We start from the raw sequence: 26,462 nt of genomic DNA on the forward strand, positions 1-26,462 counted from the left end.
CCGCAAGCGGCGCCGGGGCGTCATTCTTCCGGCGCATGTTCGATCGGATCGAACCGGTCGTGCTCGAGGCCGAGCAGGTTCCAACTCTGCAGCATGTGCGGCGGCAACGGCGCCGAGACGTCGATCACGCCGCCGCGCGGATGCGGGATCACGATGCGGCGCGCGAGCAGATGCAGCCGGTTCTGCAGGCCACCGGGGAGCTGCCAGTTCTCGATATTGAAGTACTTCGGATCGCCGACGATGGCGTGGCCGATATGCGCCATGTGGGCGCGCAGCTGATGGGTGCGCCCGGTCACCGGCTTCAGCGACACCCAGGCCAGCTTCTGCCCCGAGGTCTCGACCACCGCGTAGTACGTCACCGCGTGGCTGGCGCCGTCGTCGCCGTGCTTGGCGACGCGCATGATCGAATCCTCTTCGCTCTCGTCCTTGGCCAGATAGGTCGAGATCCGGCCCTGCTTCGGCTTCGGCACGCCGGCGACCAGCGCCCAATAGATCTTGCGCGCCGAGCGGTGGCGGAACGAACCGGTCAGCGCGGTCGCGGCGAAGCGGGTCTTGGCGACGAGCAGACAGCCAGCGGTCTCCTTGTCGATCCGGTGCACCAGGCGCGGCTTCTGGCCCTTACTGTCGCGCAGCACTTCCAGCATCTGGTCGATGTGCCGGGTGGTGCCCGAGCCGCCCTGCACCGCTAGCCCGGCCGGCTTGTTCAGCACCAGCACGTCGGCGTCTTCGAACAGCGTCATCGCCTTCAGCGTCTGAAGCGTCTTCTGCTCGGCTTCGGACAGATGCCCGGGCAGCTTCGGCGTATCGAGCTTGAGCGGCGGAATCCGTACGCTCTGGCCTTCTTCCAGCCGGTCCTTCGAATCGGCGCGCTTGCCGTTCACCCGCAGCTCGCCTTTACGGACGATGCGCTGGATGTGGGAGAACGACAGGCCGGGAAACCGCGCTTCGAGGAAGCGATCGACCCGCATGCCGTTTTCGTCGGCGGTGACGGTGACTGTCTCAACCTTGGTCGGCAGCGGCGCTTCGGGCTTGGCCTCGGGCCGCTCGTGGATCTCGACCGGCGCCGGCTGCGCCGCGCGCGGCCTGCCCTCGCCCGCGGGCAGCGACGATCGCGCCGGCCCCGCACCGAACCGCACCGGCTTGTCGCCGGACCGCGGCGGCCGCCCCGCTCCCTCGCCGCGCGAGGTCTTCGCAGGCCCCCCCGCGCGCAACGGCTTGGCATCGCGCGACGGCTTGGCGCCACCGGGCTTGCCCGCGCCAGGCGTGCCCGCAATCGCCTTGCCGGCCCCCGGCTTCCCGGTCTTAGCGCCCAGCCCGGCGCGCGCCGGCTTGCCGCGCGCGCCGTCGGGGCCACGCTTGGCGAGAGGTTTCTTGACGCGGCGGCTCATGGGATGCTCCGGGGGAAATTCGTGCCGTGCCTAGCGCAAAAGCGGCCGCCGGTCACGGTGGATTTGCCGCGCCGCGGGCCCGATCGCCACTTCTTCTGACCGACAGCATGTCAAAGACCACGCTTCGGCTAACTTATCTCCAGGCTAGGCATCAGGAAGCGTAGCCCGCGCCGCATGTCGCTGCGCTCATGCGGGCTACCGAGGGCTATTGACGGCGACTGAACCACCGCCAACCCTTCGCCATCACCCCGGCGAATACAAACAGCCCGAAGGCCACCACAAGGGCGGCGGCGATGAGGGCGAGCGTGAACTGGATTGGGTCGCTGTCGAAGCTGATCAGCCGGGCGTAGCCGGTGTCGAGGCCGCTGATGCGAGTGGAGATCCGTCCGATCGCCAGGCCTTGATACAGGCGGGATGCGGCCAGCGCCGTCGTCAACGCAACCAGCGGCAGGCCGACGGCCAGCGTCGCGATGGTCTTCAGCACCTGCCCCCCTGTCCTCACGGCTGGCAATCTTGCACGCACCGGCAAAGGCTGCAATCGTGCGGCGACGCCCGCTTACTTTCGCGCCCAGCTTCGCTCCAGAAACGCGAACAGCCGCCGCTCCGAATCCGCGACCACGTCCGGCTGATAGCGGTAGACAACGTGGTTGCCGCGGACATCGGTCTTGCTCCGCCCGTCGAGCTGCTGGCAGTCCCAGCAATGCGTCGTGCCGGGATAGACGTGCCACTCCACCGGGGCGCCGGCGGCCTTGAGCGGCGTCAGCTTGTCGACGCATTCGGCGGCGGGCGTCTCGGTGTCGGCGTCGCCCATCATCAACAGCAGCGGCTGGGCGATGTCGGGGCCGACCAGCTCGTAGTCGCGGCCGCCGGGCGGCTTGATGCGGAAGCAGCCAGGATAGAAGCTAGCGACGGCCGCAAAGCCCGGTCCCGTTCCGAAGGCGTCTATATAGTGGCGGCGCGCGGCCAACAGGCCGACCATGCCGCCCCAGGAAAGCCCGACCAGCGCAACTCGTTTGGGATCAACAAAGGGCTTTCGGCGCAAATGCTGCGCCGCCTGCAACGCGTCCTTGGCGCCGCGCACGAGATTGACCCCGGCCTTCGGGCCATAGCACACGCTGGTGACGCCGCGCGCGCTGAACGCATCGAGCAATAGAACCGCGTAGTTTCGCGCGACCGCCCGCCGCGCCCAAGCCGCAACCGCACTATTTAGTCCAGCGCATTGATGCAGCAGCACTAGCGCGGGAAATGGCCCATCGCCGGACGGCTTCAGCAACGCCATTCGCGGCGCGGTGAGCGCATCGATCGCCTCGGCGTGATCAGGCAGCACCAGGTCATCGGCGAAGGATGCCGCTCGCTGCACGATGTCGTGCGGCAGCACGAGCGTATCGGCGTCCTCTCCCGCTGCCGCCGGCTGCGCCAGCGCGAGGATAATCCAGGCAGCACCTAACAGCATCGGCAGGAGCACTTCCTGTCCTCCAGCGGTCCGGTTCCCCACTCCAAACCAGGTTCGTCGCGCACAAGGCACCCGACGATCACCACGATTGTTCCGGATTTTCGGAATTACCGGGTCGCTATTTCGCTTGTGATCGAAAGCAGGATGTCGCTAGAATACTAGTATTTTAGAGAATGCATTTGTCGAAAGCAGCGCCATGCAACAGCAGGCCCTCCTCCTCCGCAAGTGCCATGTTGGCTCAAGGCTCCGCCGCCGTCTCCTCGCGGCCGGCTTAATTAGTATCGCAAGCTCGCCGGCACTCGCCCTGACCAAGGAAGCCGCTGTGGAACAATGCCGCATGTCGGTCGGCCGTCCGATCGTGATGGAGTGCATGCGCAGCGGCGGCGGTCTCGAAGCGTGCCGCGCGCGGGCGACGCCGCGGGTACGCGCCTGCGTGATGGCAGCGATGCAATCCGCCAACGGGCGGGCCAATGTGGCGGTAGCGATCCCGACCGAAGCTGCTCCCAAACTGCCAACCGGCACCGCCGCCAGTGCAGGCTTCGTCGCGCCGCCCCGCACCATCGCCGACATCACCGCCATTCTCGATAGCGAGAAGCCGAACGCCGCCAAAATCGCCGAGGTCAAGGCTGCTGCCGACGCGATTCCAACAGGGAAGGAATCGAAGGCGGAGTTGGCCCAGTTCTATTTCGACCGCGCGAATGCCCGCGCCCAGCTTGGCCGTCTGGCCGACACGCTGGCCGACGCCGACAAGGCGATAGAGGTCGGCCGCGGCGCGGTGAGCCCTAACCTCATGGGTCGCTTGATCCAGCTCGCCGCCCTCCAATACGCCGGCGCCGGCGATCCGAAGAAGGCGCTCGATCTCTATCTACGTCAGAACAGGGAGATCGGCACTCAGGCGGGCTCCAAAGGCTATCAATTCGGCGCCAACCGCAGCATCGCGCAATTCTTGATCCAGATGGGCGACATCCCGCAGGCGGAGGCCTATCTTCGCCGCAACGATGCGCTGATCAAGGAAGCGCGGACCAGCTTCCTGCCCGGGTGGCGCAAGTCCTACGCCGTGTTTGGCCAGAGCTGGGAAGCCGAAATCGAGACCGGCCGCGCCCTGCTGTTCGAGGCTCGCGGCCAGGTCCGCGAGGCCGAGTCTGCCTATCGGCTCGGCGAGCAACGACGGAGGGCCGCTATCAAGCCGCTCCTCGGCTCGGAAAACCCGCCATCTGAATCGCAATTACTGCAGGCGGTCGATCTCACCATCATTAGTCAGGCGCGGACCAAGGCGCGACAAGGCCGGCTCGCCGAGGCCGAGACCGATGCCCGCCGCGCGCTGCTGTCGCGCTTGAAGGACACTGGCAAGTACAACCCGTCCACGCCGCGCTACATCATGGCGCTGACCGACATCCTGATCGAACAGGGCCGCTACGCCGAGGCCGAGAAGCTGGCGCGCGCCTGCCTCGAGATCAACGCCACCGTCGGCGTCGCCGACGACGCCGTCACCAACGTCCAGCTGCTGACGCAGCTCGGCGGCGTGCTCAACCTGCAGCGCAAGGGCCGCGAGGCCAATGCAGTGTTTGCGCAGATTGACAAGGCTATCGCTAATTGGGACCCGCAGCGGCGCCGCTCCTTCGAGCTCAATCCGGCGCGCATCATCTCGCTCTATGCATCAGGCCAGACCGACAAGGGCATCGCCGCTGCCGAACAGCTGGTACAACGGCAAATTGCCCGCGTCGGAGAGACACATTTCGACACGGCGTCGGCGCGCGGCACGCTAGCAGTGGGCCTGATGCGCGCTGGTCGCGATGCCGAGGCGACGCGCGAGTTCCAGGCCGCAATCCCGGTGATGATGGCGGCGGCGCGCGAGGCCGCGGACGACGACGACACCACCGGCGTCGCAGCGCGAAGCCAGCGGCTGCAGGGTGTGGTTGAATCCTATTTCCTGATGCTAGCGCGCAATGCATCGTCGCGTAGTGAGGTCGGCGAAGAAACATTCGGCCTAGCCGATGCGGTGCGCGGCCGCTCGGTGCAGCAAGCGCTCGCCGCTTCCAGCGCGCGCGCGGCGGCAAAGGACCCGGCGCTGGCCGCACTAGTGCGAAAGGAGCAGGACCTTTCCAAGCAGGTCAACGCCCAGCTCGGCACATTGAACAACGTGCTGTCGCTGCCCTCTTCCGAGCGCGACGACAAGAGCGTGCAGGCGATCAACGCATCGATTAACGCACTGCGCACGGAGCGCAACAAGGCGCGCCAGGACATCAATCAGAAGTTCCCGGCCTATGCCGACCTGGTGTCACCGAAGCCGCCCACGGTGGCGGAGATCCGCGCGACACTGTCCGATGACGAGGCGATGCTGTCGTTCTATTTCGGCCAGAGCGGCTGCTTCGTCTGGGCCGTGCCGAAATCCGGGCCGGTGGCGTTCGCGGCGATCAAGGCGAGCACCGGCGACATCGAGAGCAAGGTACGCAAGCTGCGCGAGGCACTCGAGCCCCAGGCGGCGATGATCTCCGATATCCCCGAGTTCGACCTCAAGCTCGGCTACGAACTCTACGCGCTCCTCCTGCAGCCGGTCGAAAGCGGCTGGAAGCCAGCGAAGAAGCTGATCGTGGTCACTAATGGCGCGCTGGGCCTGTTGCCCCTGTCACTGCTGCCGGTCGCGCCGGCGGAAGCCGCTCCCGATGCCGATCCTCTGTTCGCCTCCTACCGCGACGTGCCGTGGCTGGCGCGTAGCCATGCGGTGACCACTGTGCCGTCCGCCGCGGCGCTGCGAACGCTGCGGCAATTGCCGGCCAGCAAACCGAATCGCGGCGACCTAGTGGCTTTTGGCGATCCCTACTTCAACACGGAACAGGCGGCGGAAGCCGCCACGGTCAAGGTTGCTGATGTCGGCGGCAACACGGCGCCCGAAACGCTGACGCGCGGGGGCCCGCTGAGGCGGCGCAACAGCCCAAAGCTCGACGGTGTCGACAGCGCCGAAATCGGCCTGCTGCCGCGACTCCCCGATACGTCCGACGAGCTCAAATCGATCGCGCTGGCGCTGCAGGCCGATCCGTCCAAAGTGCTATTCCTCGGCAAGGACGCCTCAGAGAAGACCGTGAAGTCGATGAACCTGTCCGGCTTCAAGGTCCTGGCCTTCGCTACCCACGGCCTCGTCCCGGGCGAGCTCAACGGGCTGCAGCAGCCGGCGCTGGCGCTGTCGTCGCCTTCCGTCACTGGCGACAGCGGCGACGGCCTGCTGACCATGGAGGAAATCCTCGGCCTCAAGCTAGATGCGGACTGGGTGGTTCTATCGGCCTGCAACACCGGCGCGGCCGCCGGCGCCGGTGCCGAGGCCGCCTCAGGTCTCGGCCGAGCGTTCTTCTACGCCGGCACGCGAGCCCTGCTCGTTACCAACTGGTCAGTACACTCGCAGTCGGCGCGTGAACTCGTCTCCGATTTGTTCAAGCGCCAGGCTGGTGACGCCAAGCTGGCGCGCAGCGAAGCCCTGCGGCAGGCGATGATGGCGCTGGTCGACGGCCCCGGCCATGTCGGCAGCGACGGCAAAACCGATTTCACCTACGCCCATCCGCTGTTCTGGGCGCCATACACCATCATCGGAGACGGCGGTGTTCGCTGACGATCGGTTTTTGACGGGAGATACTGCCTTGAAGACATTGCTACGCGGCCTCGTCGCCTGCATCGCTCTTGCTCCGATGGCCGGCCCGGGGATGGCCGGTCAGGTCCTGATCACCGAGGACGAAGCCAAGCTGCCGCCGCCCAAGGGCGCGGTCGCGGCCGACCGCCGCGGCATCCTGCGCGGACCCAAGATCCAGTTCGTCGCGGATGGCGATACCGTGCACTCGCCGACGAGGCTCCATTTAAAATTCGAGTCCTTCGGCGGGACCAAGATCGATCCGGATTCGGTGAAGGTGACTTATCTGCGTACACCGAACGTCGATCTGACGCCGCGGTTAAAGCCGTTCATCCAGGCCAACGGCATCGACATACCGGATGCCGAGCTGCCGCAGGGCGAACACATGCTGCGAGTCGACCTAAAGGATTCCGATGGGCGCCCAGGTACGACCAGCTTCGTGCTCAAGGTCTCACCCTGATCGCCAGCAATGATCACTTGCTTCTACTGCCAGAGCCAGAACCCGCCGGATGTGCTGGTATGCAGCGTGTGTTCGCGCGACATCGCGATCCCCGCCTCTCTGATTACGGAGCGTGACCAGCTCGCCAGCAAGCGCGACGCGCTGCGGGAAGAGTTGCGGAGAGTCTGCGAGCAGATAGACGCCCTGCGTCCTTCAAAGACCCGACGAGACATCTGATGGAATGCCCGTTCTGCGTAGAGACCATCAAGGACGAGGCGATTGCCTGCAAGAACTGTTCGCGCGACCTCCGCTACGTCCGACCGACATTGCTGGAGATCGAGGAGCTGGTCTCCGAACTTGACGATCTACAGCGCCAGCTCGATCGCGCCCGCGTAACGCTCGAACGATTGGCACATCCGCTGCGCTACTACGGCCTCCACACGTTCATCTACATGCTGCTGCCGGTCCTGCTGTTGGTCGGCGCGCATTGGATGGTGACCATCGTCCTCGACGTGTCTCCGGTGTGGCTGCGTATCGCCTCGGTGGCGATCCCCTTGCTGTTCGGACTTGCCACCTATCCGATCCATAAGGTCGGACTGCTTGGCGCCGCGCTGCTCGGCTTCTGCACCTCACTGGTCAGCGTGCTATCGATGCTGATGGTGACCGGACTGCACGACAACGTGCCGATCCTACCGACGGTGTGGGTGGAGTGGCGCGAAGTGATCGAATACGGCGCCAGCATCTTGCTCGCCTTCTTATCAGGACATATTCTCGGCCTCACGGTGTTCCGCGTGCTGCCGACGACCCTGGCGCAGACTGGCAAACCTAACGCCGCTGCGTTCCGCGTGGCACGGCTCCTCGGCCCACACGTCGGCGAAGATCAGCTGCGCCGCAGGGCGCGGATGATTCAGGATCTGCTGCAGACCGCCGGCCCCCTCGCTGGTGTGGTAGCCACCGGCGTCGGATCGCTCTACACCGGCCTGAAGGGCGTCATCGGCGGGTAGCATCGCTTGGTCTTCGGAATGGGCTGAGGCGAAGCTCGCGCGATGAGCTGCATTCGCATTTGGCAATTCGCAGCATCGTCTTGCGCAAGCTTCGCAAACCACAGAAGATCACCACCAATCAGAAGCTTTGGGGGAAACCAGACGCATGCAATACGACGATGTGGTCCGCGGCCGCCGCTCGATCCGCGGCTACAAGCCTGATCCCGTGCCGCGGGAATTGATAGAGGAAATCCTCGAACTGGCGATGCGGGCGCCCTCCTCGATGAACAGCCAGCCGTGGAATTTCACTGTGCTCACCGGCGAGCCGCTCGACCGCATTCGCGCCGGCAACACCGAGCGCAATCTCGCCGGCGTGCCGCACAGCCGCGAATTCCGGATCGGACAGCCGTTCGCCGGCCCTCATCGCGAGCGGCAGGTCACCGTCGCCAAGCAGCTTTTCTCGGCGATGGGGATCGCGCGCGACGATCAGGCCAAACGGCAGGATTGGGTGCTGCGCGGCTTCCGCCAGTTCGATGCGCCGGTGTGCATCATCATCACCTACGACCGCGTGCTGAGCGACAGCGACGACACCGCATTCGATTGCGGTGCAGTCACCAACGCACTGGTCAACGCGGCGTGGTCGCGCGGCTTAGGGGCGGTGATCAACAGCCAGGGCATCATGCAATCACCGGTGGTGCGCGAACATGCCGGCATCGCCGACGATCAGGTGATCATGAAGGCGATCGCGCTCGGCTGGCCGGACGACGAGTTCCCCGCCAACGCGGTGGTGTCGGAGCGCAAGCCGGTGCGCGACGCCGCGCGTTTCGTCGGCTTCGAAGGCTGACAAGATGTGACGTGACATCGCTCCGCGGCCCGGGGCCGCGGGGTGCGGCGTGTGTCAAGCAGCTTTGACAAACCCTCGCAATTCGGAGAGTAATGCAAGCAGCCGCGCCCGAGCGGTCATCGCACGGGCCGGCCGCAACAACGCGGCCGCCCTTCCCGTCCTGTATCGCACAGTTCGTGTCACGCTCGCCGGTTGTCGATCCCGATGCAGTCCCCCTCCAGTCCCGCGGTCAGCCAGAGCGAGGCGCGCTATCGTGCGCTGTTCGAAGCGATCGACGACGGCTTCTGCATCATTGAATTCTTCGACGGCCCGCACGGTCCGCTCAGCGACTATCGCCATATCGAAGCCAATGCCGGCTACGAGAAGCAGACCGGGATTCCCAACATCATCGGCCGTACCTTGCGCGATCTCGTGCCCGACGAGGCCGACGGATGGGCGGAACTGTATCGCAGCGTGCTGCTGACCGGCCGCCCGATCCATTTCGAGCGCGAGTTCATCGCGGTGAACCGCATCATCGAAGTATCGGCGACGCGGATCGAGCCGCCCGAGCTGCGTCAGGTCTCGGTGCTGTTCCGCGATATCACCGCGCGCAAGCGCGCCGAGGCAGCGCTGCGCGACAGCGAGAAGCTGGCGCGCGAGAACGTGCAGCGGGTGCAGCTCGCGCTCGCCGCCGGCGCGATCATCGGCACCTGGCTGTGGGACCTGGCGAGCGACCGCTTCACCGTCGACGAAGCGTTTGCGCGCGCGTTCGGGCTCGATCCGGCACTCGGCCGCGACGGTCTCAGCCTGGCGCAGGTCGTCGCCACCGTGCATCCCGACGATCAGGCCGGCCTCGCGGCCGCGATCGAGGAAGCAGTCAAGCGCGGCGGGCCTTACGCGCATCAGTATCGGGTGCGCCGCGCCGACGGCAAGTACTACTGGCTCGAGGCCAACGGCCGCGTCGAGCACGGCCCCGACGGCACGCCGCTGAGCTTTCCCGGCGTGCTGATCGACGTCGACGACCGCCGCGCGCTGGTGGCCGAGCGCGACCGCGCCATCGCCGAGCTGCGCGCGCTGAACGAGACGCTCGAGCAGCGCGTCGCCGAAGCCCGCGCCGAGCTATTGCGCTCCGCCGAGCAGCTGCGCCAGTCGCAGAAGATGGAAGCCGTCGGCCAGCTCACCGGCGGGCTGGCGCACGACTTCAACAATCTGCTCGCCGGCATCTCCGGCAGTCTCGAACTGATGAGTTCGCGGATCCGCCAGGGCCGCATCGGCGAGATCGACAAATACGTGGTGGCGGCGCAAGGCGCGGTGAAGCGCGCCGCGTCACTGACCCACCGCCTGCTCGCCTTCGCACGCCGCCAGACGCTGACGCCGACCGCCGCCAACGTCAACCGGCTGGTCAGCGGCATGATCGACCTGATCCAGCGCACCGTCGGCCCCGGCATCGACGTGCAGCATGTCGGCGCCGCCGGGCTGTGGAGCGTGCTGGTCGACGTGCCGCAGCTTGAAAGCGCGCTGCTCAATCTGTGTATCAACGCCCGCGACGCGATGCCCAGCGGCGGCAAGATCACGATCGAGACCGGCAACCGCTGGATCGACCGGGCGCAGTCGCGGCTGTACGATATCCCGCCCGGGCAATACGTCTCGCTGTGCGTCTCCGACACCGGCACCGGCATGACGCCGGACGTGATCGCCAAGGCGTTCGATCCGTTCTTCACCACCAAGCCGATCGGCCAGGGCACCGGGCTCGGGCTGTCGATGATCTACGGCTTCGCGCAGCAATCCGGCGGCCAGGTGCGGATCTATTCCGAGGTCGGCCAGGGCACGATGGTGTGCATCTATCTGCCGCGGCACCGCGGCGAGGCCGCCGAGGACGAACGCTTCCCCGACTCCACCGAGATCCCGTTCGCCCAGACCGGCGAGACCGTGATGGTGGTCGACGACGAACCCACGGTGCGAATGCTGGTCGCCGACGTGCTCGAAGACCTCGGCTACACCGCGCTGGAAGCTTCCGACAGCGTCGGCGGCCTGAAGCTGCTGCAATCCGACGCGCGGATCGACCTCTTGGTCACCGACGTCGGCCTGCCCGGCGGCATGAACGGCCGCCAGCTCGCAGACGCCGCCCGCCAGATCCGCCCCGGGCTCAACGTGCTGTTCATCACCGGCTTCGCCGAGAACGCGCTGCTCAACAACGGCCAGCTCGAACCCGGCATGGCGGTGCTGACCAAGCCGTTCGCGGTCGACACGCTGGCGGCGCGGATCCGCGAGCTGATCGGGAAGTAGCAAGGTCGTGCAAACACGCCGAGTAGCCCGGATGCAGCGGCGCGAAATCCGGGGACCGAACCCGTGGGAAGTCCGATCCCCGCATATCGCTGTGCTGACGCGGGCTGCAGCGGGCTACAGCGCGGACATCAGGTACCGCGCAGCATTTCGCTGACCACCACCCAGTCGTTGCCGTTGAATTCGAGCAGGTAGCCGTCCTTGATCGGGCGGAAGTCGGTCGGCGACGTGTTCAGGGTGATGCCGGGCAGCAGCAGCGACAGCGGCACGTTCTTCATATTCGCCGCCTGCCGCATGATGTTGTCGCGGGACAGATCGTTGCCGCACTGCTTCAGCAGCGCCACCAGCGCCTCGCCCACCGTGTAGCCGTACACCATGCCGATGTTGTTCGGGTCGAGGCCCGGCAACCGCGCCTTCATGAACGCGATATAGGCGCTCATCGCCTTGTCGTCCTTCGGCTCGGCCACATAGGGCTTCAGCGAGCCGAGCGACAGAACGCCCTTGCCGGCGTCGACGCCGGCCGGGTCCATCACGGTCGCCTTGTTGGCGCAGCCGCTGGCGAGGAAGCGGATCGGCCGCCAGCCGATCTCGTGCGCCTTGCGCAGCGCCTGGGCGCAGGCGCGCGGCGTGACGCTATAGATCATGAACACGTCGGCCTTGGTGTTGGCGAGTGTCAGCACCTGGGAGTCGACGGTGGGATCGGAGACCTCGAAACTCGACGCCAGCGCGATCGCCTTGTCGGCGTCGGGGCCGAGGGCATCCTTGACGCCGCGCATGAAGTCTTTGCCGGCGTCGTCGTTCTGATACAGCACCGCGAACCGCGCGTTCGGGTTCTTGGCGCGCGCATAGGCGACTTCGATCTTGGCCTCGCTCATGTAGTTCGGCGCCCACGGCAGCGCCATCGACCACGGCATGTTGGCGGGGTCGTTCCACTTCGACGCCGAGCTGATCAGGAAGATCTGCGGCACCTTGTTGGTGTTGAGATATTTGGCGATCGCCGAGCTCGGCGCGGTGCCCATGGTGGCGGCGATGAACGCGACGCCGTCGCCTTCGACCAGCCGGCGTGTCGCCTCCATGGTCTTCGGCGGCGAGAAGCCGTCGTCGAGCGAGATCATCGTGATCTTGCGGCCGTTCACGCCGCCCTGCTCGTTGACCTGGTCGAGATAGGCGGCGATCGCCTTGCCGGTCGAGCTCAGCGCCGAGGCCGGGCCGCTATACGGCATGGTGTTGCCGATCTTGATCTCGGTGGCGGTGACGCCGGGCGCGTTCTGTTGCGCCTGCGCCGTGGTGGCGAGCGCCGCCGCGACGGCAGCGCCGAGCCAGAGCCGAAGACTCCTCATTTGTTCTCTCCCTGTTGTTTGTTGCGATGCGGTGATCGCTTTTGTTTTCAGGGAGGATGGGAAACCGGAACTAACCGGGTCTTGCGCGCAGCCGCTGTATCATCTTACTCGCCGATGATCTTGATCAGCACCCGCTTGCGGCGGCCGCCGTCGAATTCGCCGTAGAAAATCTGTTCCCAGGTGCCGAAATCGAGCCGGCCTTCGGTGATCGCCACCACCACTTCGCGGCCCATCACCTGCCGCTTCATATGCGCGTCGGCGTTGTCTTCGCCGGTCCGGTTGTGGCGATAGGACGACACCGGCTCGTGCGGCGCGAGCTGTTCGAGCCACTTCTCGTAATCGGCGTGCAGGCCGCTCTCGTCGTCGTTGATGAACACCGACGCGGTGATGTGCATGGCATTGACCAGCACCAGCCCCTCGCGCACGCCGCTGTCGCGGAGCGCCTGCTCGACCTCACCGGTGATGTTGATGAACGCCCGCCGCCCCGGGGTCTGAAACCACAGCTCCTTGCGATACGACTTCATCGCGCGGTTCTCCTTTTGCGTGTGATCGGTTGCGGCGAACCATGCGGCGGCCGCGGCGCAGCATCAAGCCTAGGCGAGCTGCCGCTCGCTGCGCCGCTCCTCGTCGAGCCCGGCGAGCCACGCCACTGCGTCGGCGGCGCGCATCGGGCGGCCGTACAGCCAGCCCTGGCCGTAGGAGCAGCCGAGCATCCGCAGCGTCTCGGCCTCGCCCTGGCTTTCGACGCCCTCGGCGATGATGCGGTGGCCGAGCGGCCGCGCCACCGCGGTGATCGCGGCGATCAGTTGCTGGTTCTGGCGGTTGGCGCTAACGCCGTGCACGAACGAGCGGTCAATCTTGATGGTGTCGAGCGCCACGCTCATCAAATTCGAGATCGACGAGTGTCCGACGCCGAAATCGTCGATCGCCAGCCCGAAGCCGTAATGCTCGATGCGCTGCAATTCGCGGGCGCACTGCTTGGGATCGAACAGCGCTTCTTCGGTGATCTCGATTTCGATCCGGCGCGGATCGATGCCGTGGCGCTGCGTCAGATCCATCAGGATCTTGGCCGGCGAGTGCAGCGTCAGCTCGCGCGGCGAGACGTTGACCGCGACATTGACCGGCGGCGCGCCGCTGGCGTCGAGCGCGCGCAGGAAGTCGCACGCCGCATCGCCGATGAACGACAGCAGTCGCGCCGAGAGCTGCAGCCGGATCGCGGCGTGAATGATGTCCGGCGGCGGGATCAGCCCGGCGGTCGGATGGCGCCAGCGCAGCAGCGCCTCGAACCCGACCACCTGCCCGGTGGCGAGCACCACCTGCGGCTGGAATTCGAGATGCAGTTCGCCGCGCGCCAGCGCGCCCGGCAGATCGCCGTCGATGCAGCGCTGCAGCAGAAACTCCTCCTGCATCCGCGCGTCGAACAGCCGGATGCAGGCGCGGCCGTCGTCCTTGGCGCGATACAGCGCCGCGTCGGCGCGGGAGAATACGTCCTCGACATCGATCGGGCCGCCCGGATGCGCCGCGATGCCGATCGAGCAACTGATCGCCAACGGCTGGCCGGCGACCCGCAGCGGCCGCGTCAGCGCGCCGCTCAGCCGCCGCGCCAACGCCAGTGCCCGCGCGGCAACGTCGTCGCCCTGCAGCACCACGATGAATTCGTCGCCGCCGAGCCGCACCGGCAGATCGTGCGGCCCGCAGGATGAGCGCAACAGCTCAGCCACTGCGGCGATCACGCGGTCGCCGGCGTCGTGGCCGCGGGTGTCGTTGATGGTCTTGAAGTTGTCGACGTCGAACAGCACGAAGGCGACGCCCTGCCCGGAGCGACACGCGGCCGCCGCGGCGTCGCGGAAGTGACTGCGGTTGGCCAGCCCGGTGAGCGGATCGGCCCGCGCGATCTGCTCCAGCGCGCGGTTCGAACTCAGCACTTCATTGTTGGCGCTCGCCAGCGAATTGGCGAGGTCGGTCGCCTCCAGCGCAGTCATCTGGCTGGCGGTGAACTCCCGCTCGCCGCCGATCGCGGCGCGGAATAGCATGAAGGTGAGGAACACCCCGTCGAACAGGATGATGTAGTCGGAACTGTTGCCCGACATCATGATCCGGAACAGCGTCGCCGCCATCACCGGCGTCGCAAAAGCGAGTGCGACGGGGGAATAGGCCGCGCCCTGAATGATCGCGCCGGTGGTGGCGCCGATCATGATGAAGGTGACGTAGTCGATGCCTTGATACGCGGTGAACAGGCCGACCGCGGCCGGCACGAAGCCCCACAACAAACCGCTGGCGAGCGCCAGCAGCGTCAAATGGCGCAGCACCTGATACGGCGCGGTCTCGACCGCCCCGCCCGTTGCCAATCGCGACACCCACCAGGCACGAAACAGCGCCAGCGAGATCGCGACGCCGAGCCACCACAGGATCGGCGTCTCGCCGTTCTCGCGATACAGCAGCGCGGCCAGCGACAGTGCGATCGCGATGTTGGAGATCAAGGTGAGCCGGACATTGCGCAGCGCCGTGCGGGCCTGGGCCTTGGCGAGAGCGATCGCCTTGAAGCTGCTGTCGGCACGGGTCATGCGGCAAACTATCGGTGATGGGAAATGCGGCTGATCTTCACGCCAGCTAATCAACCAGCGGCTTTTTAACATTGGCTTTGCACGCAGCGGTAAAATGACCGCGCCGTGACAATCCGAACCGATTGGTTTCCGGTTTGGAAAGATCAACCAGCCAAAGCAACCGCGGACGTCGGCATTCGGCCTTCGCGTGCACTAAGCGGCCAGCCCCCCGCCTCTCGACGCTCGAATGCGACTAATACGCAGATTTCAATGGTGGCTTAGCTACCTGGAACTCGCCGCAACTGCGAACAAGTTGCGGACTAACTGCCCTTGGCGGCGCGCAGCTTGGCCCAATAGTCCAGCCGCTTGCGGATCTCGCGTTCGAAGCCGCGGTCGGGCGGATCGTAGAAGGTCTGGCGGCCGAGCGTTTCCGGGAAGTAGTCCTGGCCGGAGAAACCTTCCGGGGTGTCGTGGTCGTACTGATAGCCCGAGCCGTAGCCCTCGTTCTTCATCAGTCCGGTCGGGGCATTGAGAATGTGCTTGGGCGGCAGCAGCGAGCCGGCCTGCTTGGCGAGCCGCATCGCCGACTTGTAGGCAGTGTAGGCCGCATTCGATTTCGGCGCGGTGGCGACGTAGATCACCGCCTGCGCGATCGCCAGCTCGCCCTCGGGGCTGCCGAGGAAATCGTAAGCGTCCTTGGCGGCGTTAGCGATCACCAGCGCCTGCGGATCGGCCATCCCGACGTCTTCGACCGCCATCCGCACCACCCGCCGCGCCAGGAACAGCGGGTCCTCGCCGGCGTCGAGCATCCGGCACAGATAGTACAGTGCTGCGTCCGGATCGGAACCGCGCACCGACTTGTGCAGCGCCGAGATCAGATTGTAGTGGCCGTCGGCGCTCTTGTCGTAGATCGGCGCGCGGCGCTGCAGGATCTCCTGAAGCTGCGCGGCATTGAACACTTCGCCCTCGCGGGCCGAGCGCCAGACCTCCTCGGCCAACGTCAGCGAGGCGCGGCCATCGCCGTCTGCCATCCGCGCCAGCACCGCCCGCGCCTCGTCGTCGAGCGGCAGCTTGCGGCCCTCGGCGGCTTCCGCCTTGGCAAAGAGTTGCTCGATTGCGGCCGCATCGAGCGGCTTGAAGATCAGAACGCGCGCGCGCGACAACAGCGCCGCGTTGAGTTCGAACGACGGGTTCTCGGTGGTGGCGCCGACCATCACCACGGTGCCGTCTTCCATCACCGGCAGAAACGAGTCCTGCTGCGCCTTGTTGAAGCGGTGCACCTCGTCGACGAACAGCAGCGTGCCTTTGCCCATCTCGCGGCGGGCGCGCGCGGCATCGAACACCTTCTTCAGATCGGCGACGCCGGAGAACACCGCGGAGATCTGTTCGAACTGCAGCTCGGTGGCGTCGGCGAGCAGCCGCGCCACGGTGGTCTTGCCGGTGCCGGGTGGGCCCCAGAACACCAGCGAGCCGAGTGTGCGGGTCTGCAGCATCCGCGTCAGCGCGCCGTCCGGGCCGAGGATGTGATCCTGGCCGACCACGTCGGCGAGCGAGCGCGGCCGCAGCCGATCCGGCAACGGACGCGGCGCCTCCCGCTCCAGCCCGGCGGCGGCGAACAGGTTCTCGGATTGCTGCGGGCGCTTGGGGCTCATGCCGTTGTGCCCCCATCCGCTTCGCGAAGATTCTGCGTGCCGACTGGACAGTTGCCCCGTCCACTCACCTTCGTCATGGCCGGGCTTGTCCCGGCCATCCACGTCTTCCCTGCAACGGCCGCTGCAAGGCGTGAATGCCCGGCACAAGGCCGGGCATGACGTGGGGCGAAGTCAGTGCCGGAATTCATCGGCAGAGCTCTCTGGAGGGGGTCGTGTCCCGAAGGGCTATCCGCCCAGGGTGACTTGGATCTGCTGGCCGCCGCGGACCAGCATGATGCGCCACAGCCGCGCCGTCTGGCCGGCGACGCGTTCAAGGTCGCTGGTCTTGGCGATGCGGGTGTTGTTGACCGCAACGATGATGTCGCCCTTCTGGAAGCCGACATTCGCCGCCGTGCTGTCTTCTGGAAGCTCGGTGACCACGACGCCTTCGACGCTCGGATCGAGCCGCATCTCATCGGCGATCGCCGGCGAGATGTTGGCGATCTTGGCGCCCTGGAACGGCGAGCGCGAGGTGATCACCAGCTCATCGCGGCCGGAGTCCGGCGCGGTCTCGAGCGGGATCGACAGCTTCACCGCCTTGCCGCTGCGCTGCACGTCGAGCTGCGCGGCACCGCCGAGCGGACGGGTGGCAAAGCGATAATCGAACGCGTTCGGATCATCGATCGCAAAACCGTCGATCGACACGATCAGGTCGGACAGCTTCAGCCCTGCCCGCTCCGCCGGGCTGCCCTTAGTGACGCTGGCGACCAGCGCTCCGCCCGGCCGCTTCAGCCCGAGGGTTTCGGCGATCTCCGGCGTCACCGCCTGCAGCCGCGCGCCGAGCCACGGCCGCTTCACGGCCTTGCCGCCGCTCTTGGCCGAGGCGACCACGACGCGCACCATGTTGGCGGGGATCGCGAAGCCGATGCCCTGCGAGCCGCCCGAGCGCGAGAAGATCGCGGTGTTGATACCAACCAGCTTGCCCGAGACATCGACCAGCGCGCCGCCGGAATTGCCGGGATTAATCGCCGCGTCAGTCTGGATGAAGAACTGATAGTCGGTGATACCGACCTGGGTCCGCGCCAGCGCCGAGACAATGCCGTGCGTCACGGTCTGACCGACGCCGAACGGGTTGCCGATCGCCAGCACCACGTCGCCGACCATCAGGTCGTCGGAGTTGGCGAAGTCGAGCGTGGCAAACTTCTCCTTGGTGTCCTTCAGCCGCAGCACCGCCAGATCGGTGCGGCTGTCCTTCAGCACGATCTCGGCCTCGAACTCGCGCTTGTCGGCGAGCGCGACCTTGACCTGATCGGCGCCCTCGATGACGTGGTTGTTGGTGACGACCAGGCCCGAGGCATCGACCATCACGCCCGAGCCGAGCGAGCGCTGGATCTGCTCCGGCTGGCCGGGCACGCCGAAGAACCGGCGGAAGATCGGATCTTCCAGCAGCGGATTGCGGTTCTGCACCACCTTGGCGGCATAGACGTTCACGACCGCCGGCTGCACGTGCTGCACGATCGGCGCGTAGGACAGCTTCAGCTCCGCCGGCGACGACGGCACCCGCCGATCCTGCGCCGCGAGCGGCGTGGTGAGGGCGAGTGACACACAGAGGACGGCGAAGGTGCGGATCGGGTTCATGCGGGAATCCGTTACAGGGGGCATCGATGGCGCAGCAGATATAGTCCGCCGGCCCAGCCAGGAGAAGGAAAAGCGGCCGGCGCTCACGCCGGCTGAGCCTCGGCGGTTTCGGACGGCGGCTCGGCGGCGCGCGGCGCGAGCTGCTGCTGGCGGGCACGGTGTTCCTCGCCCCAGCGCTTGAGCGCGTCGATCACCGGGCGCAGCCGCTCGCCGGTCTCCGACAGCGCGTATTCCACCCGCGGCGGCACCTCGGCGAACACCTCGCGGGTGATCAGGTCGTCGTCTTCCAGGGCACGCAGCTGCTTGGTCAGCATCCGCTGGGTGATGCCCGGCATCCGCCGGCGCAGCTCCCCGAACCGCAGCCGGCCGTCCTGCAGATGGTACAGGATGACGCCCTTCCACTTGCCGTCGATCAGGTCGAGCGTCACCTCGACCGAGCAGCCCGGCGCACAGGCAAAGTTGCGACGTTTCATGCGGAGTGGCCCAATAGTATCCGATCGGTGACTATATCCCCAAAACGACAGTACTTGCAATAAAGGCCGGTGAAGGCGACCTTGCACGGCGACAAACGTCCCTGCACGGAGCCCAACCATGAAAGCTGTCGGCTACACCAAGAGCCTCCCGATCGAATATCCGGAGGCGCTGCTGGATCTTGAGCTGCCCACGCCCGAGCCGGGTCCACGCGACCTGCGGGTGGCGGTGAAGGCGATCTCCGTCAATCCGGTCGACTTCAAGGTGCGCAAGCGCGCCGCCCCACCCGCTGGCGAACACAAGATCCTCGGCTACGACGCGGCGGGCGTGGTCGAGGCGGTCGGCGCCGAGGTGACGTTGTTCAAGCCGGGCGACGAGGTGTTTTACGCCGGCTCGATCCAGCGGCCCGGCACCAATGCCGAACTGCATCTGGTCGACGAGCGCATCGTCGGCCGCAAGCCGAAGACGCTGGGCTTTGCCGAGGCCGCGGCGCTGCCGCTGACCTCGATCACCGCCTGGGAATTGCTGTTCGACCGGCTCGGCGTGGTGCCGAGCAAGGCGTTCGATCCGCGCACGCTGCTGATCGTCGGCGGCGCTGGCGGCGTCGGCTCGATCCTGATCCAGCTCGCGCGGCGGCTCACCGGGCTGACCATCATCGCCACGGCGTCGCGGCCCGAAACGCAGGCATGGTGCCTCGACCTCGGCGCCCACGCGGTGATCGATCACTCCAAGCCGATGAAGCCGCAGGTCGACGCGCTGAAGCTGCCGCCGGTCGCGCTGATCGCCAGCCTCACCGGCACTGAAGGGCACTTCGCCGGCCTGATCGATATCCTCGCGCCGCAGGGCAAGATTGGACTGATCGACGATCCGGCGGCACTGAACCCGATGCTGCTGAAGCCGAAATCAGCGTCGCTGCATTGGGAAGCGATGTTCGCCCGCTCCTCGTACCAGACCGCCGACATGATCGCGCAGCACGATTTGCTCGACGAGGTCGCCGGCCTGATCGACACCGGCGTGCTGCGGACGACCCATCAACAGACCTTCGGCACCATCACCGCCGCCAACCTGAAACGCGCACATGCGTTGCTGGAGAGCGGCACGTCGATCGGGAAGATTGTGTTGGAGGGATGGGGTTAGGCGCTCTTCAACGAGCGCCGTGCCCGCGTCGCCCTCACCCCACCCCTCTCCCGCAAGCGGGAGAGGGAGCAGGCTGCCGATGAGGCGACGCTGCACGGCTCATTTGATGGCGTCGTGCTAATCAACATTGTTGTTGTCCGGAGCGTCCGCCCGAGCGACGGCGGGCTCCCTCTCCCGCTTGCGGGAGAGGGTTGGGGTGAGGGCTGCCGCGGGCTGTGACTCGAGAACCTAACTACGCGATCGTCTGCAGCAGGCCGCCTTCGGCCCGCAGTGCGGCGCCGTTGGTGGCGGCGGACTCCTTCGAGCTCACATAGACCACCATGTTGGCGATCTCCTCGACGGTGGCGAAGCGCTGGATCAGTGAGCCGGGGCGATGCTGCTTGATGAAGTTGGCGGCGGCTTCGCTCTCCGACTGGCCGTTCTGCTTGGCAAGATCGGCCACGAAGGTCTGCACGCCCTCGCTCATCGTCGGACCGGGCATCACCGCATTGACGGTGACCGCGGTGCCGCGGGTGAGTTCGGCGAGGCCGCGGGAGACCGAGAGCTGAGCGGTCTTGGTCATGCCGTAGTGGATCATCTCCTGCGGAATCATCAGGGCGGATTCCGAAGCGATGAAGACGATGCGGCCCCAGTTACGCTTCAACATCGCCGGCATATAGGCCCGCGACAGTCGCACGCCGCTCATCACGTTGACGTCGAAGAAGCGCTGCCAATCCTCATCCGGGATTTCGAAGAACGGCTTCGGCTCGAAGATGCCGGTGTTGTTGATCAGGATATCGACGTCGGGCTGGGCCGCGACCAGCTTGGCGCAGCCATCCGCGGTCGAGACGTCGGCCGCCACGCCGCTGACCTTGCCGCCCTTGGCGACCTTGGAAACTGCGGCGACCGCCGCGTCGACCTTGGCCTGGCCGCGGCCGTTGATCACCACATTGGCTCCGGTCGCGGCGAGGCCCTTGGCGATGGCGTGGCCGATGCCGGCGGTCGAACCGGTGACGAGCGCGGTCTTGCCGGAAAGATCGATGTGCATGGAGTGCTCCCGTTTTCAATCATCAACGTTGATGACGGAAGTAACGATCAGGACCGCCGATCGCCAGCGCCAGACACGAGGACGTGCGCCCTCACCCACCAGCCGTCATCGCCCGCGAAGGCGGGCGACCCGATATCGCAGAGCCTTCATGCTCATCACCGGCGCTCTGGAATACTAGATCCCCGCATGGGCGGGGATGACGTAGGGACAGAACCTTATGCCGCAACGAAAAAGGCGGCGCCTTGCGGCACCGCCTTTTGAAAACTCAGACTGGAAGGAAGCAGCTTACGCCGCTTCGGCTTCGCTGCTGTCCTGCGTCGGGCCCGAATCCTTGCCCTTGGCGTCTTCGTCGCGATCGACGAATTCGATCACCGCCATCGCGGCGTTGTCGCCGTAGCGGAAGCCGGCCTTGATGATGCGGGTGTAGCCGCCGTTGCGATCGGCGTAGCGCGGCGCCAGCACGTCGAACAGCTTCTTGACCTGCTCGATGTCGCGCATTTCGGCGATCGCCTGGCGGCGCTTGTCGAGGCCGCCCTTCTTGCCGAGAGTGACCAGCTTCTCGACGATCGGCCGCAGTTCCTTGGCCTTCGGCAGCGTGGTGACGATCTGCTCGTGCTTGATCAGAGCGGCGCACATGTTGGCGAACATCGCCTTGCGGTGTTCGGCCGTGCGGTTGAGCTTCCGATGAACCTTGCCGTGCTTCATGTTGTCAGTCCTTCACTCGATGATACCCGACGGTTCGTCGGAGTTGCAGGCGGGCTACCTGCGTTCGCCCTGGTGGAGCCTCACCCCTCGAGAGCGGCAGCGCCGCTCCTTCAGGCCGAGGAAGAGGCCTCATGGCGAACCATGAGGCCGAGTTGCTTAGTAGTGATCTTCGAAGCGCTTGGCGAGCTCGTCGATGTTCTCCGGCGGCCAGCCCGGCACTTCCATGCCGAGATGCAGGCCCATCTGCGCCAGCACTTCCTTGATCTCGTTCAGCGACTTGCGGCCGAAGTTCGGGGTGCGGAGCATTTCCGCTTCCGACTTCTGCACCAGGTCGCCGATGTAGACGATGTTGTCGTTCTTCAGGCAGTTCGCCGAACGCACCGACAGCTCGAGCTCGTCCACCTTCTTGAGGAAGGCCGGGTTGAAGGCGAGATCCGGAATGATCTCCTGAGTGACTTCCTTGCGCGGCTCTTCGAAGTTGACGAAGACGTTGAGCTGATCCTGCAGGATGCGGGCGGCGAACGCCACCGCGTCTTCCGGCGAGATCGCGCCGTTGGTCTCGACCGTCATGGTGAGCTTGTCGTAGTCGAGGATCTGGCCCTCGCGGGTGTTCTCGACCTTGTACGACACCTTGCGGACCGGCGAGTACAGGCTGTCGACCGGGATCAGGCCGATCGGCGCGTCCTCGGGACGGTTGCGCTCGGCGGCGACGTAGCCCTTGCCGGTGTTGACGGTGAACTCCATGCGGATCTCGGCGCCGTCGTCCAGCGTGCAGAGCTGCAGGTCGGGGTTCAGCACGACGATGTCGCCGACGGTCTGGATGTCACCAGCGGTGACGACGCCCGGACCCTGCTTCTTCACGACCATCCGCTTCGGGCCTTCGCCCTGCATCTTCAGCGAGATGTCCTTGATGTTCAGCACGATGTCGGTGACGTCCTCGCGCACGCCGGCGATCGAGGAGAACTCGTGCAGAACGCCGTCGATGTGGACCGACTGCACCGCCGCGCCCTGCAGCGACGACAACAGCACGCGACGCAGCGCGTTGCCGAGCGTCTGGCCGAAGCCGCGCTCGAGCGGTTCGGCGACCAGCGTCGCGAACCGGGTGGCATCGCTCCCGGGGGTGACCTGGAGCTTGTTCGGCCGAATCAATTCCTGCCAATTTTTCTGGATCGTCACTGTGTCACCTTCCTGGCCAGGCGATCGAAGCCGGGGCCCCGGCGCATCGCTGCTAGCATTGGAAACTGCGGATCAATCCGCGGGAAACAACGAATGGAATCGCCGGCGGGGTGAACACCGCCGGCGAACAAAACTCAGACGCGACGACGCTTACGCGGACGGCAACCGTTGTGCGGAATGGTGGTGACGTCGCGGATCGAGGTCACCGTGAAGCCCGCCGCCTGCAGCGCGCGCAGCGCCGACTCACGGCCCGAACCGGGGCCCGCCACCTCGACTTCGAGGGTGCGCATGCCGTGCTCCTGCGCCTTCTTGGCGACGTCCTCGGCCGCGACCTGCGCAGCGTACGGGGTCGACTTGCGCGAGCCCTTGAAACCCATCGTGCCGGCCGACGACCAGGCAATCGCATTGCCCTGCGCGTCGGTGATGGTGATGGTGGTGTTGTTGAACGACGAATTCACATGCGCGATGCCGGAAGCGATGTTCTTGCGCTCGCGACGGCGAATGCGGGTGGCGTCCTTGGCCATAGTCTACCTTTCTACGTGATCTCAACGCCGCCGTAACGCCAGCGGCTCCACCGAAACGACGAATGGCGAACAACGAGTGGCGAATAGGGGAAGTCCCCTACTCGCCATTCGCCATTCGCAACTCGCAAACTTACTTCTTCTTGCCCGCGATCGCCTTCGCCGGACCCTTGCGGGTACGGGCGTTGGTGTGGGTGCGCTGACCGCGCACCGGCAAGCCGCGACGATGACGCAGGCCGCGATAGCAGCCGAGGTCCATCAGACGCTTGATGTTCATGCCGGTCTCACGGCGAAGGTCACCCTCGACCAGATAGTCGCGGTCGATCACTTCGCGGATCTGCAGCACCTCGGCGTCGCTGAGCTGATTGACGCGACGATCGAGCGGGATCTTCACCTTCTCCAGGATGTCGGCCGCGTTCTTTTGGCCGATGCCATGGATGTACTGAAGCGCGATCAGCACGCGCTTGTTGGTCGGGATATTCACGCCGGCTATACGGGCCACAGACTTCTCTCCTGTCACCGACCGTAACGGGCCGGTCAATTCCTTGCTAACTCGGGCTGGCGTTCACAAACGCGAACACGACGCCGACCCCTCGCTCAGTTTTGGGGCCCGGCATCGTCTGAAACAATCCGACGGGATTTCGGGCCTTATTAAAGGATTCAGTTTCGCTTCGTCAACCGAATCCCAATTCAAGCTCGCTTCTTCGTGACCTTTTTGGCCTTCTTGTTGCCGCGCGCCGGGGCCTTGGCAACCGCCTTGGCCTTCGAGGTCGCGGCGGCCTTTTTGGTCGCCTTCTTGCCAGCCGCCTTCTTACCGGCTGCCGGTTTGGCCGCGCCCTTGGCGGCCTTCACGACTGCCTTGGCGGCCTTTTTGCCAGCCTTTGCAACGGCTTTGGCCGCCTTCTTCAGACCGGCCTTTGCAGTCTTGCCGACCGCAGCCTTGCCTGCCTTGGAAGCGGCCGGCTTGCCGGCGGCCTTCTTGGCAACGGCGGTCTTGCCTGAAGCCTTCTTGCCAACCGTCTGTTTGGCCGACGACTTCTTGGCTGAAGGCTTCTTAGCTGAAGCCTTCTTGGCCGAATCGGGCTTCGCGCCCGACTTGGCGGCGGGCTTCGCCGCAGCCTTCTTCGGAGCCTTGGCCTTGGTTGCAGCCTTGGAACCCTTGGCCTTGGTCGCAGCCTTCTTGGCGCCGGTCTTGACCGTGCGCTTGGCGCGGGAGGCCTTGGTCACCTTCTTGGCATCCGCAGCGCGGACAGCCTCGAGCACCCGGCCGATCTCGCGGGTGACTTCGTCGATCGTCATCATGCCGTCGACGGTCAGCAGCTTGCGCTTCTCGGAGTAGTAGTCGACCAGCGGCTCGGTCTGCGCCCGATAGGCGGACAGACGCTTCGCCAGCGCTTCGGCGTTGTCGTCAGCGCGCGGCTCCTCACCGCGGGCGCGCATCTCGGCGACGCGGGTTTCGACCCGGTCGAGCAGCGCGCCCTCATTGACCTTGAGCTCGACCACGGCGTCGAGATCGAAGCCCTTGTCCTTGAGCAGACGGTCGAGCGCCTCGGCCTGCGGCACGGTGCGCGGGAAACCGTCGAGGATGAAGCCCTGCGCGGCGTCGTCCTGATCGATTCGGTCGGAGATGATCCCGATCACCACCTCGTCCGGCACCAGACCGCCGGCCGCCATGATGTCCTTGGCCTTGAGGCCGATCGGCGTGCCGGCCGCGACCGCGGCGCGTAGCATGTCGCCGGTGGAGAGCTGCACGATGCCGTGCCGCTCGACCAGTCGGCCCGCCTGCGTGCCCTTGCCCGCGCCTGGCGGTCCGAGGAGGATCAGTCTCATTTCTTGCGCCCCCGCAACTTCGACTTCTTGATCAGGCCTTCATACTGGTGGGCCAGCAGATAGCCTTGCACCTGCGCCACCGTATCCATCGTCACGCTGACGACGATCAGAAGCGAAGTTCCGCCGAAATAGAACGGGACCGAGGCGTAGGAAATCATGATCTCCGGGATCAAGCAGACGATCGCCAGGTAGATCGCACCGACCACGGTGATGCGCGACAGCACGTAGTCGATGTACTCGGCGGTGCGCTCGCCCGGCCGGATGCCCGGGATGAAGCCGCCGTGCTTCTTCAGATTGTCCGCGGTCTCGGTCGGGTTGAACACGATCGCGGTATAGAAGAACGCGAAGAACACGATCATGCCGATGTAGAACAGCAAGAACAGCGGCCGGCCGTGACCGAACTGGGTCACGATCCACTGGAACCACTCCGGCCCGCTGCCGGCGTTGAAGTTCGCGATCGTGGTCGGCAGCAGCAGCAGCGACGACGCGAAGATCGGCGGAATCACGCCCGAGGTGTTGAGCTTCAGCGGCAGATGCGAGGACTGGCCCTCGAACATCTTATTGCCGACCTGGCGCTTCGGATACTGGATCAGCAGCCGGCGCTGGGCACGCTCCATGAACACGATGAAGGCGATCACGACGACGGCCATCACCAGCACGACCAGGATCAGGCCGGTCGACAGCGCGCCCTGACGGCCGAGCTCGAGCATGTTGGCGAGCGCCGACGGCAGCTCGGCGACGATGCCGGCCAGAATGATCAGCGAAATGCCGTTGCCGATGCCGCGCGAGGTGATCTGTTCACCCAGCCACATCAGGAACATGGTGCCGCCGGTCAGCGTGATAGTGGTCGACAGCCGGAAGAACATGCCCGGGTCGGACACCACATTGCCCGCGCCTTCGAGGCCGACGGCGATGCCGTAGGACTGGAACAGCGCCAGGATCACGGTGAGGTAGCGGGTGTATTGATTGAGCGTCTTACGGCCGCTCTCGCCTTCCTTCTTCAGCGCTTCGAGCTGCGGCGACACGGTGGTCAGCAGCTGCACGATGATCGATGCCGAAATGTACGGCATGATGTTGAGCGCGAAGATCGCCATGCGGTGGATGCCGCCGCCGGCGAACATATTGAACATGCCGAGGATGCCGCCAGCCTGCTGGCGGAACACCTGCTCCCACACGTTCGGATCAATTCCCGGCAGCGGGATGTACGTGCCGAAGCGGTACACCAGCAGCGCGCCGAGCGTGAACCAGATCCGCTTCTTCAGCTCTTCGGCTTTACCAAGCGCCGAGAAGTTGAGGTTTGCCGCTAGTTGTTCAGCTGCTGAGACCATATCCGGCTTTCTCCCGCGCTGCTCGTCCCGATCCGCCGCCGGATGCGGCGGTCGGGTCGGCGCCGGGCCTCAATTTGGTGCGCGCGTGTCGAAAAATCCACCGTACCGGCGAAGCCGGGCGCCCGCTTTA

At 65.9% G+C, this 26,462-nt stretch carries 22 protein-coding genes; 6 read left to right on the plus strand and 16 right to left on the minus strand.

The window, feature by feature from the left end:
• Positions 1 to 20: 20 nt before the first annotated feature.
• The 3 genes from RPPS3_RS16515 to RPPS3_RS16525 form a co-directional block, all read right to left on the minus strand.
• On the minus strand, positions 21 to 1,388 hold the full coding sequence (locus RPPS3_RS16515) for an RluA family pseudouridine synthase (RefSeq protein ID WP_107345055.1): 1,368 nt from the start codon (positions 1,386 to 1,388) through the stop codon (positions 21 to 23).
• A 205-nt stretch (positions 1,389 to 1,593) separates the two neighbouring features.
• The gene (locus RPPS3_RS16520) at positions 1,594 to 1,872 is read right to left on the minus strand and encodes a hypothetical protein (RefSeq protein ID WP_107345056.1); all 279 of its coding nucleotides are present in this window, start codon (positions 1,870 to 1,872) and stop codon (positions 1,594 to 1,596) included.
• Between the two features lie 72 nt (positions 1,873 to 1,944).
• Positions 1,945 to 2,841: a dienelactone hydrolase family protein gene (locus RPPS3_RS16525; RefSeq protein ID WP_234819968.1), complete on the minus strand. Its 897-nt coding sequence runs from the start codon at positions 2,839 to 2,841 to the stop codon at positions 1,945 to 1,947.
• A gap of 196 nt (positions 2,842 to 3,037) precedes the next feature.
• On the opposite strand from RPPS3_RS16525, the gene RPPS3_RS16530 reads away from it, so the two are divergent.
• From RPPS3_RS16530 to RPPS3_RS16555, 5 genes are all read left to right on the plus strand, one after another.
• Positions 3,038 to 6,442 carry a CHAT domain-containing protein gene (locus RPPS3_RS16530; RefSeq protein WP_107345058.1) on the plus strand — a complete coding sequence of 1,135 codons (3,405 nt, stop codon included), beginning with the start codon at positions 3,038 to 3,040 and terminating at the stop codon, positions 6,440 to 6,442.
• A 28-nt stretch (positions 6,443 to 6,470) separates the two neighbouring features.
• Positions 6,471 to 6,917: a hypothetical protein gene (locus RPPS3_RS16535; protein WP_107345059.1), complete on the plus strand. Its 447-nt coding sequence runs from the start codon at positions 6,471 to 6,473 to the stop codon at positions 6,915 to 6,917.
• Between the two features lie 215 nt (positions 6,918 to 7,132).
• Positions 7,133 to 7,900, plus strand: a complete 768-nt coding sequence (locus RPPS3_RS16545; protein WP_107345061.1) for a hypothetical protein — start codon at positions 7,133 to 7,135, stop codon at positions 7,898 to 7,900.
• Positions 7,901 to 8,045: 145 nt separating this feature from the next.
• On the plus strand, positions 8,046 to 8,723 hold the full coding sequence (locus RPPS3_RS16550) for a nitroreductase (protein ID WP_013501945.1): 678 nt from the start codon (positions 8,046 to 8,048) through the stop codon (positions 8,721 to 8,723).
• 204 nt (positions 8,724 to 8,927) lie between these two features.
• Complete coding sequence (locus RPPS3_RS16555) at positions 8,928 to 10,988, plus strand: hybrid sensor histidine kinase/response regulator (protein ID WP_107346647.1); 2,061 nt, start codon at positions 8,928 to 8,930, stop codon at positions 10,986 to 10,988.
• 128 nt (positions 10,989 to 11,116) lie between these two features.
• Here the strand turns inward: RPPS3_RS16555 and RPPS3_RS16560 are convergent, their stop codons facing one another.
• From RPPS3_RS16560 to RPPS3_RS16585, 6 genes are all read right to left on the minus strand, one after another.
• A complete protein-coding gene (locus RPPS3_RS16560; RefSeq protein WP_107345062.1) occupies positions 11,117 to 12,325 on the minus strand; it encodes an ABC transporter substrate-binding protein in 1,209 nt (402 codons plus the stop codon).
• Positions 12,326 to 12,429: 104 nt separating this feature from the next.
• Positions 12,430 to 12,849: a secondary thiamine-phosphate synthase enzyme YjbQ gene (locus RPPS3_RS16565; protein WP_107345063.1), complete on the minus strand. Its 420-nt coding sequence runs from the start codon at positions 12,847 to 12,849 to the stop codon at positions 12,430 to 12,432.
• Positions 12,850 to 12,918: 69 nt separating this feature from the next.
• Entirely contained in the window at positions 12,919 to 14,889 is a 1,971-nt protein-coding gene (locus RPPS3_RS16570) for a putative bifunctional diguanylate cyclase/phosphodiesterase (RefSeq protein WP_107345064.1), read from the minus strand.
• A gap of 299 nt (positions 14,890 to 15,188) precedes the next feature.
• Positions 15,189 to 16,520: a replication-associated recombination protein A gene (locus tag RPPS3_RS16575; protein WP_107345065.1), complete on the minus strand. Its 1,332-nt coding sequence runs from the start codon at positions 16,518 to 16,520 to the stop codon at positions 15,189 to 15,191.
• Positions 16,521 to 16,745: 225 nt separating this feature from the next.
• The gene (locus RPPS3_RS16580) at positions 16,746 to 18,137 is read right to left on the minus strand and encodes a DegQ family serine endoprotease (RefSeq protein ID WP_107345066.1); all 1,392 of its coding nucleotides are present in this window, start codon (positions 18,135 to 18,137) and stop codon (positions 16,746 to 16,748) included.
• A gap of 83 nt (positions 18,138 to 18,220) precedes the next feature.
• Positions 18,221 to 18,610 (minus strand): winged helix-turn-helix transcriptional regulator, encoded by a 390-nt coding sequence (locus RPPS3_RS16585; protein WP_012496643.1) that lies wholly within the window; start codon positions 18,608 to 18,610, stop codon positions 18,221 to 18,223.
• A 118-nt stretch (positions 18,611 to 18,728) separates the two neighbouring features.
• Here RPPS3_RS16585 and RPPS3_RS16590 point away from each other — a divergent pair, with 118 nt between their 5' ends.
• Positions 18,729 to 19,745: a zinc-binding alcohol dehydrogenase family protein gene (locus RPPS3_RS16590; RefSeq protein WP_107345067.1), complete on the plus strand. Its 1,017-nt coding sequence runs from the start codon at positions 18,729 to 18,731 to the stop codon at positions 19,743 to 19,745.
• A gap of 232 nt (positions 19,746 to 19,977) precedes the next feature.
• On the opposite strand, the gene RPPS3_RS16595 is transcribed toward RPPS3_RS16590, so the two are convergent.
• From RPPS3_RS16595 to secY, 7 genes are all read right to left on the minus strand, one after another.
• Positions 19,978 to 20,772, minus strand: coding sequence for an SDR family NAD(P)-dependent oxidoreductase (locus RPPS3_RS16595; protein ID WP_107345068.1), 795 nt, complete (start codon positions 20,770 to 20,772; stop codon positions 19,978 to 19,980).
• Between the two features lie 285 nt (positions 20,773 to 21,057).
• Positions 21,058 to 21,477: a 50S ribosomal protein L17 gene (gene rplQ / locus RPPS3_RS16600; RefSeq protein WP_107345069.1), complete on the minus strand. Its 420-nt coding sequence runs from the start codon at positions 21,475 to 21,477 to the stop codon at positions 21,058 to 21,060.
• Positions 21,478 to 21,633: 156 nt separating this feature from the next.
• The gene (locus tag RPPS3_RS16605) at positions 21,634 to 22,653 is read right to left on the minus strand and encodes a DNA-directed RNA polymerase subunit alpha (RefSeq protein ID WP_107345070.1); all 1,020 of its coding nucleotides are present in this window, start codon (positions 22,651 to 22,653) and stop codon (positions 21,634 to 21,636) included.
• Between the two features lie 134 nt (positions 22,654 to 22,787).
• A complete protein-coding gene (rpsK, locus tag RPPS3_RS16610) occupies positions 22,788 to 23,177 on the minus strand; it encodes a 30S ribosomal protein S11 (RefSeq protein WP_011158772.1) in 390 nt (129 codons plus the stop codon).
• 130 nt (positions 23,178 to 23,307) lie between these two features.
• Positions 23,308 to 23,676 carry a 30S ribosomal protein S13 gene (rpsM, locus tag RPPS3_RS16615; RefSeq protein ID WP_011158773.1) on the minus strand — a complete coding sequence of 123 codons (369 nt, stop codon included), beginning with the start codon at positions 23,674 to 23,676 and terminating at the stop codon, positions 23,308 to 23,310.
• A 188-nt stretch (positions 23,677 to 23,864) separates the two neighbouring features.
• Positions 23,865 to 25,004 carry an adenylate kinase gene (locus tag RPPS3_RS16620; protein WP_107345071.1) on the minus strand — a complete coding sequence of 380 codons (1,140 nt, stop codon included), beginning with the start codon at positions 25,002 to 25,004 and terminating at the stop codon, positions 23,865 to 23,867.
• Positions 25,001 to 26,332 carry a preprotein translocase subunit SecY gene (secY, locus tag RPPS3_RS16625; protein WP_107345072.1) on the minus strand — a complete coding sequence of 444 codons (1,332 nt, stop codon included), beginning with the start codon at positions 26,330 to 26,332 and terminating at the stop codon, positions 25,001 to 25,003. The genes RPPS3_RS16620 and secY overlap by 4 nt, the downstream gene beginning before the upstream one ends.
• Positions 26,333 to 26,462 lie beyond the last annotated feature (130 nt).

The sequence above is a fragment of the Rhodopseudomonas palustris genome, from assembly GCF_003031265.1.
Taxonomy (GTDB): Bacteria; Pseudomonadota; Alphaproteobacteria; order Rhizobiales; family Xanthobacteraceae; genus Rhodopseudomonas; species Rhodopseudomonas palustris_H.

Coding starts and splice junctions, on each gene's coding strand:
- RPPS3_RS16575 (WP_107345065.1), bottom strand. CDS start 16,520: ATGAGCCCCAAGCGCCCGCAGCAATCCGAGAACCTGTTCGCCGCCGCC.
- RPPS3_RS16570 (WP_107345064.1), bottom strand. CDS start 14,889: ATGACCCGTGCCGACAGCAGCTTCAAGGCGATCGCTCTCGCCAAGGCC.
- RPPS3_RS16545 (WP_107345061.1), top strand. CDS start 7,133: ATGGAATGCCCGTTCTGCGTAGAGACCATCAAGGACGAGGCGATTGCC.
- rplQ (WP_107345069.1), bottom strand. CDS start 21,477: ATGAAGCACGGCAAGGTTCATCGGAAGCTCAACCGCACGGCCGAACAC.
- RPPS3_RS16560 (WP_107345062.1), bottom strand. CDS start 12,325: ATGAGGAGTCTTCGGCTCTGGCTCGGCGCTGCCGTCGCGGCGGCGCTC.
- RPPS3_RS16620 (WP_107345071.1), bottom strand. CDS start 25,004: ATGAGACTGATCCTCCTCGGACCGCCAGGCGCGGGCAAGGGCACGCAG.
- RPPS3_RS16595 (WP_107345068.1), bottom strand. CDS start 20,772: ATGCACATCGATCTTTCCGGCAAGACCGCGCTCGTCACCGGTTCGACC.
- RPPS3_RS16565 (WP_107345063.1), bottom strand. CDS start 12,849: ATGAAGTCGTATCGCAAGGAGCTGTGGTTTCAGACCCCGGGGCGGCGG.
- RPPS3_RS16580 (WP_107345066.1), bottom strand. CDS start 18,137: ATGAACCCGATCCGCACCTTCGCCGTCCTCTGTGTGTCACTCGCCCTC.
- RPPS3_RS16530 (WP_107345058.1), top strand. CDS start 3,038: ATGCAACAGCAGGCCCTCCTCCTCCGCAAGTGCCATGTTGGCTCAAGG.
- rpsK (WP_011158772.1), bottom strand. CDS start 23,177: ATGGCCAAGGACGCCACCCGCATTCGCCGTCGCGAGCGCAAGAACATC.
- RPPS3_RS16555 (WP_107346647.1), top strand. CDS start 8,928: ATGCAGTCCCCCTCCAGTCCCGCGGTCAGCCAGAGCGAGGCGCGCTAT.
- secY (WP_107345072.1), bottom strand. CDS start 26,332: ATGGTCTCAGCAGCTGAACAACTAGCGGCAAACCTCAACTTCTCGGCG.
- RPPS3_RS16525 (WP_234819968.1), bottom strand. CDS start 2,841: ATGCTGTTAGGTGCTGCCTGGATTATCCTCGCGCTGGCGCAGCCGGCG.
- RPPS3_RS16590 (WP_107345067.1), top strand. CDS start 18,729: ATGAAAGCTGTCGGCTACACCAAGAGCCTCCCGATCGAATATCCGGAG.
- RPPS3_RS16515 (WP_107345055.1), bottom strand. CDS start 1,388: ATGAGCCGCCGCGTCAAGAAACCTCTCGCCAAGCGTGGCCCCGACGGC.
- RPPS3_RS16585 (WP_012496643.1), bottom strand. CDS start 18,610: ATGAAACGTCGCAACTTTGCCTGTGCGCCGGGCTGCTCGGTCGAGGTG.
- RPPS3_RS16550 (WP_013501945.1), top strand. CDS start 8,046: ATGCAATACGACGATGTGGTCCGCGGCCGCCGCTCGATCCGCGGCTAC.